The 19,279-nt window shown below is 48.1% G+C and carries 18 protein-coding genes; 7 read left to right on the forward strand and 11 right to left on the reverse strand.

What is annotated here, in order from left to right; translation table 11 throughout:
* The coding region (locus tag IT233_00005; GenBank protein ID MCC7301000.1) for a hypothetical protein at positions 1 to 266 on the reverse strand (266 nt) is incomplete at its 3' end.
* Positions 267 to 459: 193 nt separating this feature from the next.
* On the opposite strand from IT233_00005, the gene rlmN reads away from it, so the two are divergent.
* Positions 460 to 1,500, forward strand: coding sequence for a 23S rRNA (adenine(2503)-C(2))-methyltransferase RlmN (gene rlmN / locus IT233_00010; protein ID MCC7301001.1), 1,041 nt, complete (start codon positions 460 to 462; stop codon positions 1,498 to 1,500).
* Positions 1,501 to 1,555: 55 nt separating this feature from the next.
* Here rlmN and IT233_00015 read toward each other — a convergent pair whose 3' ends face one another.
* The 8 genes from IT233_00015 to IT233_00050 all read right to left on the reverse strand — a co-directional run bounded on the left by IT233_00015 (position 1,556) and on the right by IT233_00050 (position 13,290).
* Positions 1,556 to 3,376 (reverse strand): cbb3-type cytochrome c oxidase subunit I, encoded by a 1,821-nt coding sequence (locus IT233_00015; GenBank protein ID MCC7301002.1) that lies wholly within the window; start codon positions 3,374 to 3,376, stop codon positions 1,556 to 1,558.
* Positions 3,377 to 3,413: 37 nt separating this feature from the next.
* A complete protein-coding gene (locus tag IT233_00020; protein MCC7301003.1) occupies positions 3,414 to 4,487 on the reverse strand; it encodes a cytochrome c oxidase subunit II in 1,074 nt (357 codons plus the stop codon).
* A 373-nt stretch (positions 4,488 to 4,860) separates the two neighbouring features.
* The gene (locus tag IT233_00025) at positions 4,861 to 6,063 is read right to left on the reverse strand and encodes a quinol:cytochrome C oxidoreductase (GenBank protein ID MCC7301004.1); all 1,203 of its coding nucleotides are present in this window, start codon (positions 6,061 to 6,063) and stop codon (positions 4,861 to 4,863) included.
* Positions 6,064 to 6,158: 95 nt separating this feature from the next.
* Complete coding sequence (locus IT233_00030) at positions 6,159 to 6,791, reverse strand: cytochrome c (GenBank protein MCC7301005.1); 633 nt, start codon at positions 6,789 to 6,791, stop codon at positions 6,159 to 6,161.
* 10 nt (positions 6,792 to 6,801) lie between these two features.
* A complete protein-coding gene (locus IT233_00035; protein ID MCC7301006.1) occupies positions 6,802 to 7,320 on the reverse strand; it encodes a DUF3341 domain-containing protein in 519 nt (172 codons plus the stop codon).
* 19 nt (positions 7,321 to 7,339) lie between these two features.
* Positions 7,340 to 8,740, reverse strand: coding sequence for a polysulfide reductase NrfD (nrfD, locus tag IT233_00040; GenBank protein ID MCC7301007.1), 1,401 nt, complete (start codon positions 8,738 to 8,740; stop codon positions 7,340 to 7,342).
* A gap of 22 nt (positions 8,741 to 8,762) precedes the next feature.
* Entirely contained in the window at positions 8,763 to 12,068 is a 3,306-nt protein-coding gene (locus tag IT233_00045) for a TAT-variant-translocated molybdopterin oxidoreductase (GenBank protein ID MCC7301008.1), read from the reverse strand.
* 34 nt (positions 12,069 to 12,102) lie between these two features.
* Positions 12,103 to 13,290, reverse strand: a complete 1,188-nt coding sequence (locus IT233_00050) for a c-type cytochrome (protein ID MCC7301009.1) — start codon at positions 13,288 to 13,290, stop codon at positions 12,103 to 12,105.
* A gap of 537 nt (positions 13,291 to 13,827) precedes the next feature.
* Here IT233_00050 and IT233_00055 point away from each other — a divergent pair.
* Positions 13,828 to 14,208 carry an SPOR domain-containing protein gene (locus tag IT233_00055; protein ID MCC7301010.1) on the forward strand — a complete coding sequence of 127 codons (381 nt, stop codon included), beginning with the start codon at positions 13,828 to 13,830 and terminating at the stop codon, positions 14,206 to 14,208.
* Here the strand turns inward: IT233_00055 and IT233_00060 are convergent, their stop codons facing one another.
* Positions 14,209 to 15,093 (reverse strand): DMT family transporter, encoded by an 885-nt coding sequence (locus tag IT233_00060; GenBank protein ID MCC7301011.1) that lies wholly within the window; start codon positions 15,091 to 15,093, stop codon positions 14,209 to 14,211. It lies immediately after the preceding gene.
* Between the two features lie 43 nt (positions 15,094 to 15,136).
* On the opposite strand from IT233_00060, the gene IT233_00065 reads away from it, so the two are divergent.
* Positions 15,137 to 15,610, forward strand: coding sequence for a dCMP deaminase family protein (locus IT233_00065; GenBank protein ID MCC7301012.1), 474 nt, complete (start codon positions 15,137 to 15,139; stop codon positions 15,608 to 15,610).
* Position 15,611: 1 nt separating this feature from the next.
* Positions 15,612 to 17,234, forward strand: coding sequence for a S41 family peptidase (locus tag IT233_00070; GenBank protein ID MCC7301013.1), 1,623 nt, complete (start codon positions 15,612 to 15,614; stop codon positions 17,232 to 17,234).
* Between the two features lie 51 nt (positions 17,235 to 17,285).
* Here the strand turns inward: IT233_00070 and IT233_00075 are convergent, their stop codons facing one another.
* Positions 17,286 to 17,477 carry a hypothetical protein gene (locus IT233_00075; GenBank protein MCC7301014.1) on the reverse strand — a complete coding sequence of 64 codons (192 nt, stop codon included), beginning with the start codon at positions 17,475 to 17,477 and terminating at the stop codon, positions 17,286 to 17,288.
* A gap of 100 nt (positions 17,478 to 17,577) precedes the next feature.
* On the opposite strand from IT233_00075, the gene IT233_00080 reads away from it, so the two are divergent.
* From IT233_00080 to IT233_00090, 3 genes are read left to right on the forward strand one after another with little or no spacing between them, the layout of a single operon-like run.
* A complete protein-coding gene (locus IT233_00080; GenBank protein MCC7301015.1) occupies positions 17,578 to 18,186 on the forward strand; it encodes a superoxide dismutase in 609 nt (202 codons plus the stop codon).
* 5 nt (positions 18,187 to 18,191) lie between these two features.
* The gene (locus tag IT233_00085) at positions 18,192 to 18,896 is read left to right on the forward strand and encodes a hypothetical protein (protein MCC7301016.1); all 705 of its coding nucleotides are present in this window, start codon (positions 18,192 to 18,194) and stop codon (positions 18,894 to 18,896) included.
* Complete coding sequence (locus IT233_00090; GenBank protein ID MCC7301017.1) at positions 18,897 to 19,268, forward strand: TM2 domain-containing protein; 372 nt, start codon at positions 18,897 to 18,899, stop codon at positions 19,266 to 19,268.
* The last annotated feature ends 11 nt before the right edge of the window (positions 19,269 to 19,279 follow it).

Below are 19,279 nucleotides of genomic sequence, written 5' to 3' on the forward strand. Positions count from 1 at the left end.
ACTTCGTAGATATTCAGCTTCATGTCTGATGAGATGGGCTGCCCATCGGAAGCGGGATTACAATCCACACTGGGTCCATTGACCCGCGGAGCCGATGCGCTGTCGCCGTCGCCGAATTTTACCATCAATTCGCACTTGTCGGTAAGAACATTGAGTTTCGTGTAGGTGGTTACTCTGATACGATATTTATAACCGCTAATATGAGTATAGGTAATTTCACCTGCCCGGTTATGCGTTGCCAGCAGAAGAGGACTGCAGACAACCATAATCATTAATAAAATACTTAACCGCATTGACTTAAGGAGAATAACCGTTTTGATGAACAACTCCATTTTCTTTCCAAATAACAAACCTGAAACCGGCGCTCAAGTTTAAGGAGGGGACGTGTGGAAAAACTGACGTAAATATACCACATCCGTTGCTCACCGGCAAACCGGCGGGTTCGACTATCTTTGCAGTGTGAAAAAGGACATACGTAAGCTCGAAGACCAGGAAATACTTGACTGGGTAACTACCCATAAGCTACCCGCCTTCCGGGCACGGCAGATTACAGAATGGCTTTGGCAGCGCGCAGCCCGCGATTTTGATTCTATGTCGAACATTCCCAAGGAATTAAGGGAAACATTAAAAGCAGAATTCATCATTAGGCCGGTGGTACTTGCAGAACAGCAGGTTTCCTCGGACCGCACCATCAAGAGTGCATTCCGGCTTTACGACGATAATGTTGTAGAAGGGGTGCTGATTCCCACCACAGAACGAATGACAGCCTGCATTAGTTCGCAGGCCGGTTGTTCTCTCTCCTGCTTATTTTGTGCAACGGGCAGGCTCGAACGGATACGTAACCTGGATGCCGGAGAGATCTTTGATCAGGTAGTGATCATCCGTGATCAGGCCTTAAAAGAATTCGGCATTCCTCTCAGTAACATCGTATACATGGGTATGGGCGAACCACTTCTTAACTACACTGAGGTCGTGCGCAGTATTAGTAAAATCACCTCTCCGGATGGACTGGGCATGAGTCCGCAGCGTATCACAGTTTCCACAGCCGGAATTGCAAAGATGATCCGGCGGCTGGGCGATGATGGTGTGAAATTTAATCTGGCACTCTCACTGCATGCAGCCAACGACAATAAACGCAATCGTATCATGCCTGTAAATGAACAGAATTCTCTGGATGTACTGGCGGAGGCATTAAATTACTTTTACGAAAAAACGGGTACACGCGTCACCTACGAATACATCATTTTCAAAGATTTCAACGATTCTGTTTCAGATGCTGAGGAATTGGCCGCTTATTGCAGGAAGGTTCCTTCCAAAGTGAACATTATTGAATACAATCCGATTGATGGCGGCACTTTACAGCAAACTACTCCGGAGCGCCTGCGAAAATTTGTCTCTGTACTCGAAAATCGGGGGATCATTGCCAATGTGCGCCGAAGCAGGGGAAAAGACATTGATGCCGCCTGCGGTCAGCTGGCGAATAAAAATAAAGCGGTATAAAACAAAAAGTCCCCCACGCATGTGGAGGACTTTTCCCAATCATTCCAACTAACTATCAATGATGGTCATCCATCCTGCCGCCATCGTACTCACCAGGTTCCAGCGGAACAGTTTGCGGAATAAAATCTGTTGATTTCCCCGGTTTGCTGTAATCATAAGCCCAGCGATGAACCTCGGGCAGTTCGCCCTGCCAGTTTCCGTGTACATGACCTACTCCGTTGGTCCACTCCAGGGTATTAGCATCCCAGGGATTTTCTGTAGCTCGCTCACCCCTGAACATGCTGTAAAAGAAATTGTACAGGAAAATCACTTGTGCCAAAGCGCCAACCAGCGCAAAAATAGTTACGAGCACGTTAATATCCACCAGGTTATCGAACATTGGAAATTCGGAGTTGGTATAATAACGGCGGGGTACACCTGCCAGTCCAAGGAAGTGCATTGGAAAGAATACACCATAAGCACAAACAAAGGTGAGCCAGAAGTGGAGGTAACCAAGTTTCTTATTCATCATGCGCAGGAACATTTTCGGGTACCAGTGATAGACACCTGCAAACATTCCCAGAATAGCCGAAAGTCCCATCACAATATGGAAGTGCGCCACCACAAAATAAGTATCATGAACAGGTATATCCAATGCCGAATCTGCCAGAATGATACCTGTGACTCCTCCCGATACGAATGTAGAGACCAATCCGATGCAAAAGAGCATGGCCGGAGTAAACCGGATGTTCCCCTTCCAAAGCGTTGTAATGTAATTAAACGCCTTCACAGCGGAGGGGATAGCGATCAGGAGTGTTGTAAATACAAACACAGATCCAAGAAATGGATTCATTCCGGTGACATACATATGGTGGCCCCAGACAATGAATGAGAGAAAGCCGATGGCCAGCATGGAACCCACCATTGCCCGGTAGCCGAAGATAGGTTTACGTGCGTTAGTGGAAATAATTTCCGAGGCAATACCCAGGGCGGGTAACAGAACAATATACACCTCGGGGTGGCCAAGGAACCAGAAAAGGTGTTGAAAGAGGATGGGGCTTCCGCCAACATGATCCAGCGCCTGACCGCCAATGTAGATATCCGAAAGATAGAAACTGGTTCCCAGTGTACGGTCGAACATCAGCAGCAGAACACAGCCAACCAGCACCGGGAACGATAGTACGCCCAAAACAGCCGTGATAAGAAATGCCCACATGGTAAGGGGCATCCGTCCCATGGTCATTCCCTTTGTGCGAAGATTCATGATAGTAATAATGTAATTCAATCCTCCCAGCAGAGCCGAAACGACGAAGAGGGTCATAGAAAGCAACCACAGGGTCATTCCCAATCCTGACCCGGAAATTGCCTGAGGCAGGGCAGAAAGCGGCGGATAAATGGTCCATCCGCCGGAAGCAGGTCCTGACTCCACGAACAGAGAGACCAGCATAATTACGGAAGAAACAAAGAAAAACCAGTAGGAAAGCATATTCAGAAATCCGGAAGCCATATCCCTGGCACCAATCTGATATGGAATGAGAAGATTTGAAAACGTTCCGGACAATCCTCCTGTAAGAACGAAGAACACCATAATAGTTCCGTGAATGGTCACTAGGGCGAGATACATATCGGGCGTCATGATTCCATCGGGTGCCCATTTATCTCCCAGCATCCAGTTTACGAAGGCAAATTTTTCGCCGGGCCAGGCCAGCTGCAGGCGAAAAAGTGTAGACATGAGCATTGCGACCACTCCCATGATCACCGCCGTAATAAGGAACTGGCGGGAGATCACTTTGTGATCCATGCTGAATACATATTTAGTTACCCACGTCTCCTCATGGTGATCATGATGATCATGCGCGTGATCATGAAGATGGGCCTGTGCGTGTTCGCCTGACATAGTTCTTTGCTTTGGGTTCAGGATTGATTAGATAAAATCAGGGGTTCTTCTTTGCTGTATCCGGGGAAACAACCGGCAGAGAATCCGCCGGAGCCGGGGTGTTAATTACGGGAACTGGAGCATTGTCTGTTTTGAAAATAACCTTGCTCTTTTTCTCTTCGTACCATTTGCGGAATGCATCCTCCTCCTCCACCACAATGTCCAACTTCATGTTATAATGAGCTGTTCCGCAGATTTTGTTGCAAAGCAGAATATACTGAAACTCCGGATTACCGGTAATCACCCTCATGCTGTCGGTGGTAATGGTGGGAAGAAAATGTACCTGTGTCTGAAGACCGGGTACTGTATTCATTTGCTGACGAAAATGAGGGAAGTATGCTGAGTGTATAACATCCTTTGAACGGAGAGAGAAGAGCACCCGCTTTCCTTTTGGAACGTGGATCTCATTGTACACGATAAAGTCATCTTCAGATGCAGGGTCTGAAGCGTCAATACCGATAGCATTTTTGGTTGAAATCAGGCGGAAATTACTCTTCCCGAGCTTATTGTCGTCACCGGAATAGCGCGCGGTCCATTTAAACTGTTCTGATACCAGTTCAATCAGCACATAGTCCTCTCCGGCTGCCACAGGATCACGTTGGAGTTTGTTCCATGTGCGGAGGCCGAGTACAATGATGATGGCCATTACAATTCCCGGTACCAGCGTCCAGAGTAATTCCAGTTTGTGATTCTCGGGATAGAACAAAGCCACGCGACCCGGCACCGAACGGTACTTCCATGCAAAATAAAAAAGAAGGAAGTTTACCAATACGAATACAATCGTGATGATTAGAAAATTAAAGTTCATCAGCCAGTCAAGTTCCTGCCCTTCTTCGGAGGCTGCCACCGGAAGCAGGAGATCCTTGTAGCTGTAAAACTGCCAAATGCAGAATCCGAAAAAGGCAAGCATAAAGAGCAGAAACATATTGCCGTTCGTGCTGTTGTCCCGATCCGTAACAATCCATGCCGGAGGTCCGCCGCGCAGTTCTGCAGAGAGTTCGAAAATCCGGACAATGCGTGCCAGCACGAGAATCAGGATTGCGCAAGCAAAAAGAATCAGATAACCGGTCATATTATTTCTTTTTTCGAGTAGACCCGCCCAGGCAGGCCAATCTAGGTTAGTAAGATTTATGATCTTCGCTATACTTTGGCATGTCGAATATCATATTTTGCTCAAATATATTTAAATTCTCTCAGGGTCCGCAAAGAATGAGGAAAAAGCCGATAACGAGTTACAATTATGTAACTATCTGATATTCAATAAAAAGGAATGTGCCCTTAAATAAAAGGGTATCCGGTCCGACACAGAATGCCACTATTCTCCCCTTTTGAGGCGCGAGGAGAGCCGGTTAATGTTAAGGCACTGCCGCAGAACGAGGGCAGCGATGGCGGCAATAATTACGATGAGATATATCATTTGGTGAAGGTGAAGGTTCCGTTAATGATCAGGCGTGATGATGAATACTTTCGTCGAGGTAAGGATCGTGCCTGGCGAGCAGAGGAGCCTTGGTAAGAAAATGATGCAGGCGGTTAAGCGTGAATCCGAGGAAGATAAGGAACATACCCAGTTCTATACCTCCCAGATGCCAATGACTGGCAACGGTGGGCGGCATAACAACCACAAACACATCCAGCCAGTGAAAGAAAAAGATGGTGTAGCAAACGATGGTCAGGATTCCGCTATGACGTTTAGCATCACGTGACATCATCAGCAGCATCGGCAGTGCGAAGTTGACGAAGAAAAGAGTCCATTGTATTCCCAGGTAGCCGTTGGTCTGGAAGCGGCTGGTGTAGTACGTTACTTCTTCGGGGATATTAGCATACCAGATGAGCATATACTGACAGAAGAACAGATAGCTCCATAGGAAAGAAACGGCGAACACCCACTTACCCAGATCATGAATATGACTGTCGTTCACATATTCTAGGTATCCATGACGCTTGAGGTGAAGCACCAGCATGAGAATGGTGATCATAGAGGAGATCCAGATTCCGGAGAAGGTATACCAACCCCACATGGTGGAAAACCAGTGAACATCCAATGACATGGTCCAATCCCAGGAGGCCACTGAAGAAGTAAAGCCAAAGAATACGAGGAAGAATGCGCCCCAGGTTATATTTTTAAAGTGATTAGCCGTTCCTCCCTGCAGATCTTCATTGATGGAGTTGGCTACCATTTTTCTCTGGCAGAGGATCCAGATGAGGAAGAACACAACGAATCGTGCCCAGAAAAACACCGGATTAAGGTAGGCTGCTTTATCCGCGATTTTCGCATCAAAATGAGGGCTGGCAGGATCATAAACATCCGGATCCATCCAGTGGTACAAATGGTGAAGGTGAAATTGTCCGGCCAGAAGAACCACCAGCATGAAAATAGCGCCAATGGGCAGGAATTTTGAAACAGCTTCCGTTACCCGTTTAAACACGGAGGCGTAATGCGATTCCGTTGCGTATTTGAGTGCCATAAAAAAAGTGGCTCCCAGTCCGATACCCATAAAGAAAAACGAATTGACTAGCAGATTGGCCCACAAACGGGTGGAGAAATCTGCCGCATGGCCTGCATGCTCTCCTCCTGCGTGTTCTTCTCCGTGACCGCCCATGAAATGCATGACCAGTCCAACAGCAAAAAGAATGATACCCGCTAACATCACAGCGAGAGTAATTTTCTTCGTTTTTGCCGGTACGGTGTAATTCAGCTTAAGTTCCATAACTGCCAGATATTTATAAACGTATGATACTCGAATTATTTTTCTTTCTTCTTTTCCAATGTAGCTCCGCAACGCTGCTGATAAACAGAATCTGCTGACATAGTATTAAAATCAATTCCCTGAAGCGTCTGCACATAACGGATGATCTTCCAGCGCTCTTCCATATTCAGTTGAGCGGCATGAGATCCCATCATATTCTTACCGTGGTGAATAGAGTGCATCATTTTCCCTTCCGATAGATTCTTCAGCGGTCCGGAATAAGAAGGCGGCGGTGAAGGGTATTTCCCGATGTTCACCATGTGGCCGTCGCCCTGTCCGGTAGCGCCATGACAGTGCTGACAAAATTTATCATAAAGCACTTTCCCTGTGCCAATATTTTCCGGAGTTGGATCCACCGGATTCTTAAGCCATCTTCCGGCCAGTTCATACCCCTGGTTATTGTTCTTGTAGGGGTAAGGTTTGAATCCCAGGGCAATGGTGCCTTCTACCGGTTGCCTGTTCGTCATACTGTCAGCAAAGACAGGTGATGAAGAATTGGTTTCATACGACGTAGAGCGATACATGTCCGGCATGAATTCAATTCCCGGGGAATCCGGGTTCTTTTTACCACAGGCGCCCAGCAATAATGCCGGTGCAACGAGGTAGAGGATATACTTGCTTTTTCTCATATTTATAATATCAGGAAACAGTCACTTCTTCAGCTCCGTCGGCCTTCATTTTTGAAACAATCCCGGGTACTTCGGCATCATCTGCGAGCACCTGAATACAGAATTTATCATCCGTAGTGCGGGGATCCGGATTCGTAGGGGTTACACCCGGCAACAACCAGCTGCGAAGAAAATAGGTCAGTGCCATTCCGTGAGCGGCGCAGAGTACGGTACACTCAAACGTGATGGGAATGAAAGCCGGGATATTCTGGAAATAGAACCAGTTGGGCTTACCACCGATGATATTGGGCCAGTCGCCCACCATCATGTACCACATCATCAGGGTTCCGAGCAACATGCCTGTGATCCCGTACAGAAAAGCGCAGGTAGCCAAACGGGTCTTTTTCACTCCCAAAACGGCTTCAATACCGTGAATCGGGAAGGGAGAGAAAACCTCCTTTACCTGAATATTGGAAGATCGAAGGGTACGTGCCGACTTCAACACATGGTCGTCGTCGCCGTAGATCGCATTAATAATTCTTTTATCCATAGTTCGTACTTATCGCTGGTTAATGATGTGAGTGGGAATGATCGGACGAGCTTACCAGCCGTGACTGCTGGCTGGAGCCTTTCAAAATGGTTTTCAACTCTGCCTGTGCGATAACGGGGAAGAACCGTGCAAACAACAGGAAGAATGTGAAGAACATACCGATGGTTCCCACAAAGATGCCCACATCCACAAAAGTGGGGCTGTACATATTCCAGGTGGAAGGAAGGAACGTACGGCAAAGGGTGGGAACAATGATTACGAATCGCTCGAACCACATTCCAATGTTCACAACAATCGAAAGTATCATGGTAGCATACAAACTTGTACGGATCTTTTTGAACCAGAAGAGCTGCGGTGAGATCACGTTACAGGTCATCATACACCAATAGGCGATTGCGTAGGGTCCGGTAGCCCGGTTGAGGAAGCAATACTGCTCGTACTCAACCCCGCTGTACCATGACATAAATAATTCGGAGAGGTAAGCAACTCCAACGATTGAACCGGTAACAATGATTACAATGTTCATGTATTCAATGTGCTTCATGGTAATGTAATGCTCCAGCTTGAATATTTTCCTCATCATTAGCAGCAGGGTAAGTACCATTGCAAAACCGGAAAAAACGGCGCCGGAAACGAAATAGGGAGGGAAGATAGTGGTATGCCATCCCGGAAGAATGGACGTAGCAAAGTCCATGGATACAATAGAGTGAACCGAGAACACCAGCGGTGTGGAAAGACCGGCCAGTACCAGCGAAACTTCTTCAAAACGATTCCAGTCCATCACTCTTCCACTCCATCCGAAACTGAGGATCTTATAGAACTTTTTCCAACCCGGTGACTGCATGCGGTCGCGGATCATGGCAAAATCGGGAATAAGACCAATGTACCAGAACACCAGCGAAACGGAGAAGTAAGTGGATACCGCGAATACGTCCCATAGCAGCGGAGAGTTGAAATTGGGCCAGGAAGAACCGAACTGGTTCGGAAAGGGAAAGAGCCAGTAGTCAAGCCAGGGACGACCGGTATGCAGCAATACGAAAATTGCGGCACAGCAAACAGCAAAGATGGTCATCGCTTCGGCGGAACGGTTGATCGCCATCCGCCATTTCTGACGGAACAAAAGCAATACCGCGGAGATCAGCGTTCCGGCATGACCGATACCGATCCACCAAACGAAGTTGGTGATATCCCAGGCCCAGTCAACTCCGTTGTTGGATCCCCAGGTTCCAATCCCGACCCCAATGGTATAGGCCAAACAGCCTATTCCCCAGAGGAACATGACGGCGGCGATGGAAAACACCACATACCATGATCTGGGAATCGTTCCCTCAATGGGTTTGATGATCTCGTCACTGATCCTTTTATAGGTAACATTATCACCAAGGATCAGGGGCGTTCGGATGGCAGATTCTTTTTGCATAGTATTAGCTCAAAAAATTATATCAAATCTTAACTTCTCCTTCGTCGTTTCTTACTTTGGTAAGATAGAAAACGGTGGGCTGCACACCAACGTCGTCCAACACTTTATAGGTGCGCTCATCCGCATGTAGCTTGGCAACCGCCGACTCAGGGTTATTGAGGTCGCCGAATGTGATGGCATCGGTGGGACAGCTCTGCGAGCAGGCAGTCTGGATTTCTCCGTCGATCACCGGTCGGCCATTTGCTTTGGCGTTGAGTTTACCTTCCTGGATTCGCTGAACACACATAGAACATTTCTCCATTACTCCGCGTGTACGAACCACAACATCGGGGTTGAGTACCATTCTTCCCAGCTCATTTCCTCCGTTCTCACCGAAGGTCGGGTTGATTTCGCGGAAGCGCTCCAGTCCGGTATAATTGTACCAGTTAAACCGTCGTACTTTATACGGACAGTTGTTCGCACAATACCTGGTACCAACACAGCGGTTGTAAGTCATCATATTGAGGCCTTCCATACTGTGCGAAGTAGCCAGCACCGGGCACACTGTTTCGCAGGGAGCATTGTCGCAATGCTGACACATCATGGGTTGGAACACCACCTTTGGATTTTCCATATGCGGATATTCCATCTGCAGATACATATCAATTTTCCCAAGGCCCTCTTCTTTCGCTTTTGGCTTGCTCATGGGTGAACTGAAATACCGGTCGATCCGCATCCAGTGCAGGTCACGGGCATTTGAAACCTGATCCTTTCCGACCACGGGGATATTATTTTCAGCATGACAGGAGATCACACAGGATCCGCAACCTGTACAGGCATTCAGATCAATAGCCATAGACCAGAAACTGCCGGGGCGATGGTGTTCCTGCCACAGGGTCACCTCATCCGGTGACTTTTTCTCATGGCCTCCATCCTTAGTGATGACAGGAATAACCGTAGGAGCATTCCAGGATTCCTTGGGCTGTCCGGCATACGTCTGGAGATCGGTTTCATTTACGATTTTTCTTCCCATCATAGTATGCTGCTGCTGCGTACAGGCATAATGGTAGCTGCCTGTTGATTCGCTAACAGTGGCACCTGCGCCGGTGTATTGCACCGTTCCGTTCACCATCTGCACCATGGGATAGGCATTCTTTCCGTCCACGTGTTTGTGGATCACGGCGTCGTCTTTTCCATATCCGAGGGCAATACCAATTGTTCCACGCGCCTGACCAGGTTGAGGAAATACAGGAATTCCGGTCAGGTTCACACCGGCGAAGCTTACACTCACCAGATCGCCTTTCATATCCTGACGTTCAAGGGTACTGTATTTTCCCTCCATGTCGAGGGGATTCATTGTAACATAATTCGCCCAGGTAACTTTAGAAACAGGATCAGGGAATTCAAGCAACCAGGGGTTGCCGGAAGTAGATCCACCATCGCCGATGGCGGTTTTCTCATACAGCACTACTTCAAAGTCGCCGCCTTTTACTGCGGCTAAAGCGGCCGCAGCGGCACCAAGATCAGCCCCACTGGGAGCGGGCGCATCCTTTTTGTCTTCCTTCTTATCCTCCTTTTTCACCTCCTCAGAGACCGGCGCCGGCATCACAGGCGCGTTCATATTGACTGTTGTGGTATCACCTCCGGAAACTGCAGTTACTGATGTTTCGGTTTCTGCCGGCACATCCTCTTCACCTCCTGCTTTTTTAACTTCCGTATACGCAACGCCATCGTGCAGAGAATCATTCCAGAACCTCGTGAAGTCTGCTCCGTATTTAGACTGACAAGGGAAAACCACGTACATCCAGTACTTTTTCAGATAGGCGAGATACGTTCCCTCTATACCGCTCCATTTCATGAGTGATTCCTGTGCCTGCCTTGTGCGGAAGAGCGGGCTGATCGCAGGCTGTCCAAGGCTGAAGTGCAGATCTTTGGGCTTTGCATCATTCCAGGATTCAAGGTAGTGATGATCCGGTGCTACATAATTACATGACTTTGCTGTGGCATCTGCAAGACCCGACAATGAAACTCTGAAATCTGCTTTTGCAAGAGCGGCGGCAAAGCCCAATCCGTTACCGGTATTATAAACCGGGTTGCAATTGTAGAGAATGACAACTCCTACTTTTCCGGCATTCATCTCTTCCACCAGCGCACTAAGCTTTTCATCATCTCCCTGGCGGTAGTAGCTGGAGATTTCAGTATTTATAGTAGTTCCGTATGATCCGAGGTGTTTATTGATTTCATTCACCATTACCTGGGCATTCACATCGTTGAGACCACAAACCACGAGGGCTTTCCCTTTATTGGCGTTAAGCCACTCCGCTGTTTTTTTAATCGCGGCCTCATCCGCCTTAGCATTCCCTACGCTTAAGCCTCCGCCTGTAAGCGCATTGTATAACTGCACAATGGCATTCCCCATTTGGGAAGGCTTGAGAGGAAACCGGTAATCCGCATTGGATCCGGTAACCGATAGTGTGGTTTCAAAATGAACGTGTCTGGACATCTCTTTATTCTCCTTGCTCACTTTCCGGTTACGGGAATATTGCTTGGAGAATTCCACAGGTGATATCCAGTTCGCAAGGAAATCTGCGCCGAAGGAAACAATCACCTTGGCCTTCGAGAAATCATAAGAAGGAATATTCTTGCTACCATGCGTCATCTCATGCGCTTTTGCCATGGCATAAGAAGATACCGCATCGTACATCACATGCCTGGTAGTAGGAAACTTCCGCGCATAGCTGCGAATAAGAGAATGGGTAGTCGGACTCAGAATCGTAGAGGACACAATGGCAATGGTCTTACCTGCGCTTCCTGCTTTTTTCAATGCATCGGTCACCGCATTATCAAGGGCATCCCAGCTGACATCTGTCAATGCGCCTCCATTGACCTGCTTCGGGCTTTTCAGTCTGTTGGAATCATACAATGAGAGAACCGATCCCTGCACGCGGGCATTCACTCCTCCCTGAGTAATCTTACTGCGCTTGTTACCTTCCACTTTGATCGGACGGCCTTCGCGCGTTTTCACAATCACGCTGCAGTAGTCGTACCCGTCAGCGTAAGTGGAAGAGTACCAGTTGGCCACCCCCGGTGTAATTTCCTCCGGGTTCACCACATACGGGATGGTTTTCATCACGGGAGCCTCACAGGAGGCAAGGGCAGCTGCGCCGATTCCGAAACCGAGGAATTTGAGAAAGTCCCTGCGGTTGGTAGAGGTGAGATCCGCAGTTGATTCCTGACCAAAAAGATCGGCCGGCAACTGTTCTGCGAACTCATGCTCTTTTTTCTCAGTGAACTCAGGAGTGTCCTTCAGTTCATCAAGGCTCTTCCAGTATTTTATGTTATTACCCATAATCAGTGCTATATGATTCTAAAAAAAGTTTCGATCAGTAGTGACATTTTGCACATTCCAGTCCGCCCATTTTGTCCACCGTGATAGGTTGTCCCTTGTACAACTCTGTCAGGTTCTTGTGGAGACTTTCGTAATAAGGGTTGTCCGCAAGTCCGGGGATGGCAGTAGTGCGGTGACAATCCACACACCATGCCATCGTGAGGGGCTGAACCTGTTTGGCAACATCCATTTTAGTGAGGTCTCCATGACAGGTTTTACATTCCTGTTTACCTGCCACTACGTGCTGTTTGTGTGAAAAGAATACAAAGTCAGGAAGAGCGTGCACCCGATTCCATTTGATAGGGGCGGCCGGCTTGTCGTAGGACATGGTTTGTGGATTCCAACCGGTGGCGGCATAGATCTTGGCGATTTCGTCCGTACCTGTTCGTGTTCCTGTGCTCACCGCTTTGTGGCAATTCATACAAACACCGGCAGAGGGCACACCGGCCACTTTAGATTTACTCACGCCGCTATGACAGTACTCACAGTTGATCTGGTTTTGTCCGGCATGCACTGCATGAGAGAATGCAATCGGCTGGGAAGGCTTGTATCCGGTAAAGACGCCGATATCCTTCATAGCATACCATCCCCAGTGTGATCCCATAAATAAAAGCACCAGTATGATCAGAGCCACATTGCGCTTATTCTGTTCCAGCCATTCCTTTACAGTGTACTCTTTTTCCGGTTGCAGTCCTTTGCGGATATTCACCGCATTTTGAAGATTGCGCCGGACTGCGCTCAGGACGGTTGCGAGAACCAGCAGACCCAAAATCACCAGCAGAAGTGTTAGTACGGAAGGCCCGTCGTCCACAGGATCCGGGGCAACAGCCCACTGATCACCACCCGCTCCGGCTGCACCACCGCCATCTACAACAGGGTTTTTAAGAAAAGTGATCACCGCATCGATTTCCTCATTGGAGAGGATGCTTTCGAAGGCCGTCATCGCGGACTTGTTGTTTTCATTGAAAACCTTTACCGCATACGCATCCCCTGCAGACACCATTGCTGATGAATTCTTGATCCAGTTCTTCAGCCAGTCGCCCTGCGGGATACGATCCATCACTCCCTTCATTCCGGGACCGGCCAGTTTCTGATCGGTGAGCGAGTGACATGAGGCGCAATTCTGCTTGAAGATCTTCGCCCCGTCTGCTGCTGCCAGCCGCAGGGAGGAAAATAAGATCAAAAAAAGAAGGCAGTGAATCGCGTTAATTCGGTGTGTTCCGGGAAAAATCCGAGTAACCATATGATTGATTTGGAGTTAAATCTGAATGAATTCCAACGCGCGACAAATTTATGAGAAAGCTAATTCCAGTGTCTTTTTTTGGAAAAAAATTGTCACCAAATTGTCAATTTAAAATAATTCTAAATAAGATCATAGATTACTGATATTCAAACATTTTCAAACCTACAAGGAGAGAGAATATCCGGGGCAGTTCCCACAGCAAGGATTGGAATGTTACCTGCCACCAAAGACCTGGCGGCGGGTATGGTTTTTGGTTAAACCACCTGAATGCCGTAAAACGGTGTCAATCCGGTATCATAAAACAGAAAAATCATCGTTTTCATTGAAAAAACGACGATATTTTGATCAAAATGAAATAAAAACGATCATTTTTTGCGAATTTTCGTCCCGAATTGAAAATTTCACTTCTTGTCCGGTTGATATATATTTCTAATAATCAATAACATACATTTTCTGTAAAAACTTTATCTTCGTCACGTGATCCGATTTTCAGTTCTGCTCGTCATCGCCGTGTGTTTCGGTTTCAGGGAGGCTTCCTACTCCGACACCCGAACTACGGAGCAAAAGATCCGGAAACTTTCCGAGAAATATGTTGAATCGCAGAATGGCAAGATAAAGGGGTACCGCGTGCAAATCCACTTTGGAGCGGAAAAGGCCAAGGCCATGCAAATCAAATCCAGATTTCTTTCCAGGTATCCCGAAGTGCGCGCCTATGATCCATTCGATGCGCCGTACTTCAAGATCAGGGTTGGCGATTTTCGTACCAAACTGGAAGCCTACAAATTCATGAAAGAGCTGATCGGAGAATTTCCTGGATCCTTTATTGTTGCGGATGACATTGAATTGCCGCCCCTCTGATTATTTTTTTCTGTAAAACTTCAGCCAGCCGTTCGCCAGAACAGTACACAGGATGAGTAGTGCGCCGAAGTAGAACTGCATACTCATCTGTTCGCTTTTCCCAAAAATAAAATAGGCTAGAATAATGGCATACACACTTTCCAGGTTCACCGTAAGGTTGACCGTGTAAGGGCTCACTTCTTTCATTACCTCCACGGAAGCGATGAACGTAAAAGCAGTGCAGATCAGACTCAGAACGAGCAGCCATCCGAGATCCACCGGATTCATTGCAAAGGTTTCTGAATGGATGTCTCCCGTGAAAAAACCATACATCAGCAACGAAGCCAGTCCGCCGGTCATTTCAACCAGTGTCAGCACTCCGGGGTCGTTGCCTTTTCGCACCATCCTTCCATTAAGAACAGAAAAAAGGGAAGAACCCAGGGCAGCCAGCACGCCCATCAACACACCGAGTGCGTATCCGCTTTCTGCCTGAGTTATCATGGCGATGGCACCAATCACTACCGCTCCGAAAACGATCTCCCACCGATCAATCTTTCTTCTGTAAAACAGCGGTTCAATGAAGGCGGTGAACAACGCCCCGCAGGAGAAGGCCGCCATGGTAACCGACACATTAGAAACCTTTATTGCGCCGTAAAAGAAGATCCAATGCGAAGAAACCAGAATTCCTATGCCCAGCATCTGAAGCAGTGAATTAAGGGAAACACGGGTTCCGCCTTTCCGGATCAAAAGATAGACTGCCACGGCGGGTGCGGACAACATCAATCGCCAGGTGACCAGTTTATATTCATCGAAAGAGATCAGTTTTCCCAGGATGGGTGTGAATCCCCAGAGAATCACAATAAAGTGTAATAACAGATAATATCGCTGCGTCCGGGGACCTGCCATAAAGCGACAAAGTTGGTAGTTATTTCCGTAATTTGCATTCCCGATGAAAAAACCCAGCTTTGACGATATCTATATGGACCTGGCGGAGAACCTGGCGCGGCGCTCCCATTGTGTAAAGGCGCAGGTGGGTGCAGTACTGACCAAGGATACGCGCATTGTGTCACTGGGATACAATGGACCACCTGCAGGCACACATAATTGTGACGAGGAGTGGCCGGAAACCGGTTGCCCGCGCGACAGCAAGGGAAGCTGTTCCCTGGCACTGCATGCAGAACAGAATGCCATTCTGTACGCTGCGAAGAATAATGTTTCACTGGAGGGTGCCACGCTGTACATTACCCTGTCTCCGTGCATCGCCTGCGCAAGAGTGATCTTTTCAACCGGAATCAAGAAAGTATTTTACCGCGATTCCTACGCCGAGTACAAGAAAATTCCATCCGACGAAGGTGTGGATTTTCTGATCAAGTTCGGAGTGGAGGTGCACCGTTACCGCGCAAAAACCGAACCCGCCATCTGATATGAAACCGCGGCAGAATAAACTATTTCTGGTCTTACTGCCCGTACTCTTCGGAGTGCTGGTAAGCGTTGGGATTCTTATTGGAATGCAGCTGGCTAAAACAGGAGAAGGTGACAGCAGTCTGTTCCAGCATTATGTAGATCCTTCCGACAAGGTGAATCAGGTGCTTAAATACGTGGAACGCGAGTATGTAGATTCCGTTAACAAGGATGAGCTGGTGGAGCAAACCATCGAAGAGATGCTTCACAATCTTGATCCTCACAGCCATTATATCCCCGCCAGTGAATTTGAAGAGGTTGCCCAGCAGATGGAAGGTAATTTTGAAGGGATAGGAATTGAATTCAATGTAGTAAGAGATACCATCCGGGTGGTGTCGGTGATTGCGGGCGGACCTTCGCAGAAGGTAGGACTTCAGGCCGGGGATCAGATTCTGAAGGTGAACGGAGAGAATGTAGCGGGGGTCAAGATTAAGAACAAGGATATTACCGGGAAGCTGCGCGGAAAGAAAGGCACCAAAGTCAACATCACGGTGAAGCGGTTCAATCGGGCTAAACTGCTGGAATTCTCCATCACACGCGATGAAATTCCGCTGTACAGTATTGACGTTTCCTATATGGTTAAGAAAGACATTGGCTATATCAAGCTAAACCGTTTTGCAGAAACCTCCTATGAAGAGTTCATGCAGGCGGCGGAAAAGCTTCTTGGACAGGGAATGAAGAAACTCATTTTTGATCTGCGCGATAACGGCGGCGGCCTGCTGGACGTTGCCATCCGCATATGCGATGAATTTCTTGCCGACAAACAGGTAATTGTTTATACGATGGGGCGGAACCGGAAAAAAGATTTCAAATACGCCACCAACGAAGGAAAGCTTACAGAAACGGAGGTGGTGATTCTCATTGATGAAAATTCTGCCTCTGCCTCCGAGATTGTGGCAGGGGCCATCCAGGATAATGACCGCGGAATTATTGTAGGCAGAAGAAGTTTCGGGAAGGGATTGGTTCAGCGGCAAACAGAACTTTCGGACGGCTCCGCTTTACGTTTGACCACCGCACGTTATTATACACCCACCGGACGCTGTATTCAAAAACCATATGACGATGATTATGATGCCTACCGCCAGGAAGAGTCGGACCGCTTTCTCAACGGTGAACTTCTTAACGCCGACAGTATCCGTTTTCCTGACTCCCTGAAATTTAAAACCCCAAAGGGGAAGGTGGTTTACGGCGGCGGCGGAATCATGCCGGACCTGTTTGTCCCGATAGACACTTTAACCCGGACTGATTACCTGAATGAACTTTTCTTCAAAGGGCTGATCAATCAGTTTTCATTTGACCATACCGATAAATACCGCGAACAACTGGAGCGGGACGGCATTGAGAAGTTTAAAATTGAATTCAGGGTAAGTGAAGAGCTGCTGGAAGAACTGGCGGATTTTGCATCAAAAAACGATCTGAAAAAAGACGCCGGGCAATTAAAGCGGTCGGCTCCCCTGATCAGGATCTACCTGAAAGCATCTATTGCACGGAACATCTGGGGTGCCGATGGATTCTACCCTGTTTACAACACCTACGACTGGGTCTTTCTGCGGGCCTTAAAGCTGCTGGACGCAACGGAGAGGTAAAAAAAAATCTCCCGTCTGCCTGGCAAACGGGAGACCTTCATTAGCGGAGAATTACTTCGCAGTTGTGTCAGGAGCTACTGTAGTAGTGTCAATTGACTGCTCAGCATTCTTGAACAGGGAGTCAACACTCTTGGTGGCATCCAGCATCTGCTTCTCCAGTTCCTTCAGTTCCTCTTCGCTGGGTCCGCAAGAAACCAGGGAAACAGCTGAAAGAAGGGTTAGAGCAAAAATCACCTTTTTCATGATTGGGTTTGTTTTTGGTTCCGGCAAAGGTAAGTAAATTCCCTGAAACGCATCAAATTCACTAATTTTGAATGAAAGAACCCTAAAAAAACCCTGAATTATGGCCTTTGAACTACCAAAATTACCGTATGCGCCCAATGCCCTTGAGCCGCACATTGATGCAAAAACCATGGAGATTCACCATGGTAAGCACCATCAGGCATATGTTACCAACCTGAACAATGCCATTGCCGGTACGGACACAGAAAAGCTGAGTATTGAAGACATCTGCCGGAATATTTCGAAACACCCTATGGCGGTTAGAAACAACGGCGGAGGACACTATAACCACAGCTTATTCTGGACGATGATGAAGCCGGGAGGCGGGGGCAAGCCCGTTGGCGCCCTGGCGGACGCCATTGCGTCTCATTTCGAGTCATTCGACGCATTTAAGACCCAGTTTGCCAATGCGGGTGCCACCCGTTTCGGTTCCGGCTGGGCCTGGCTGATTGTGGCCGATAACAAACTAAAGGTGTGTTCTACCCCCAACCAGGACAATCCGCTAATGGATATTGCCGAGGTAAAGGGTACGCCGGTTCTCGGGCTGGACGTTTGGGAACACGCCTACTACCTGAATTACCAGAACCGCCGGCCGGATTATATCGGTGCGTTCTGGAACATTGTGAATTGGGAAGAGGCAGCCCGCCGATTTTCTGAAGCCATGAAATAATCCGTATGAAGAAAAAACACCTGTTCCTTCTGCTCTTTCTGCCGTTCCTCGCTATGGGTCAGCGGATGAAGCGGGAACAGGTGTTTACTTTCGCCACTTCCCAAAGTATGACCGAGCTTTTCGGGACCGTGATTGAGGAACTGGTGAATACGGTGAGTTACAAGGATGCTAAAATGTCCGCAGGACTGGTGCTTCAATACGACCATTGTTTGCGAAACCGTGTATCGCTGGGCTTCGGCATCAGTCATCAGGCACTCCGTCTGACATACACTGATACCACATTTTATCCCAACGGCACCTATATAGCACAGGAATACGAAGACAAAGTCACACGCAATAATTTCGGATTGCGTGCGCTCTACCACCTGACGCCCGGATTTAAGGACGTAGATTCTTATTTCGGTTTACGGTTCAGTTTTACCTCCTGGGGGCAGGAATCCAGCAATCCCAACATCACTTCTGGAAACTGGAATTTCCAGGATCTGTTTAAGAGTAACCGGATGAAATACCAGGCCTTATTCGGATTCAGGTATTATCCCTGGAAGCGTTTTGGCTTCGGAACCGAGTTTGCGGTAGGCCCTCCCTACTTCCTGATGGTGGGAATGCAATGGAAATGGGGCAAGGTTCGTCCCAACACAGTGAATGAAGACCCGCATTTTATCCCCAAGGGCGGCAAATCACCGGAACCTGACTACAACGAACCGAAATAAATGAGGAAGCCGGTTCTGCTTGGGTTACTTTGTCTGCTCTGCTTCCCGATTTTTTCTGAATCCCTAAACCGGGCTGACAGTTCAGACAGTGAAGCGCAGGCCTGCACGCTAACGGAGCCGATGGCCGACTCCGTAAAATTTTACCGCCGTCAAAAACTGAAAGCAGCTCTTCTGGCCTTTCCGCTGATTGGCATTACAGGAGCCCACCGGGTTTTCCTTGGTACAGAGCCGTATATGCCGCTCGTCTATCTGGCTACGGTGGGTGGATTCGGGATTTTACCCCTGGTAGATTTTGTGGTGATTCTTGCCACACCGCCCCGGGAACTGAACCGGTTCCGCAACAGCGAAAAGGTTTTCATGTGGGCACACTGAGCGAATGATCC

The sequence above is a fragment of the Bacteroidia bacterium genome, from assembly GCA_020852255.1.
GTDB lineage: Bacteria > Bacteroidota > Bacteroidia > JADZBD01 > JADZBD01 > JADZBD01.

Bases quoted from the DNA above. Each gene is read 5' to 3' on its own strand.
- IT233_00035 (MCC7301006.1), bottom strand. From the start codon at position 7,320: ATGGATAAAAGAATTATTAATGCGATCTACGGCGACGACGACCATGTG.
- IT233_00045 (MCC7301008.1), bottom strand. From the start codon at position 12,068: ATGGGTAATAACATAAAATACTGGAAGAGCCTTGATGAACTGAAGGAC.
- IT233_00075 (MCC7301014.1), bottom strand. From the start codon at position 17,477: ATGAAAAAGGTGATTTTTGCTCTAACCCTTCTTTCAGCTGTTTCCCTG.
- nrfD (MCC7301007.1), bottom strand. From the start codon at position 8,740: ATGCAAAAAGAATCTGCCATCCGAACGCCCCTGATCCTTGGTGATAAT.
- IT233_00070 (MCC7301013.1), top strand. From the start codon at position 15,612: ATGAAACCGCGGCAGAATAAACTATTTCTGGTCTTACTGCCCGTACTC.
- IT233_00060 (MCC7301011.1), bottom strand. From the start codon at position 15,093: ATGGCAGGTCCCCGGACGCAGCGATATTATCTGTTATTACACTTTATT.
- IT233_00090 (MCC7301017.1), top strand. From the start codon at position 18,897: ATGAGGAAGCCGGTTCTGCTTGGGTTACTTTGTCTGCTCTGCTTCCCG.
- IT233_00015 (MCC7301002.1), bottom strand. From the start codon at position 3,376: ATGTCAGGCGAACACGCACAGGCCCATCTTCATGATCACGCGCATGAT.
- IT233_00080 (MCC7301015.1), top strand. From the start codon at position 17,578: ATGGCCTTTGAACTACCAAAATTACCGTATGCGCCCAATGCCCTTGAG.
- IT233_00020 (MCC7301003.1), bottom strand. From the start codon at position 4,487: ATGACCGGTTATCTGATTCTTTTTGCTTGCGCAATCCTGATTCTCGTG.
- IT233_00025 (MCC7301004.1), bottom strand. From the start codon at position 6,063: ATGTTAGCGGGTATCATTCTTTTTGCTGTTGGACTGGTCATGCATTTC.
- IT233_00085 (MCC7301016.1), top strand. From the start codon at position 18,192: ATGAAGAAAAAACACCTGTTCCTTCTGCTCTTTCTGCCGTTCCTCGCT.
- IT233_00065 (MCC7301012.1), top strand. From the start codon at position 15,137: ATGAAAAAACCCAGCTTTGACGATATCTATATGGACCTGGCGGAGAAC.
- IT233_00030 (MCC7301005.1), bottom strand. From the start codon at position 6,791: ATGAGAAAAAGCAAGTATATCCTCTACCTCGTTGCACCGGCATTATTG.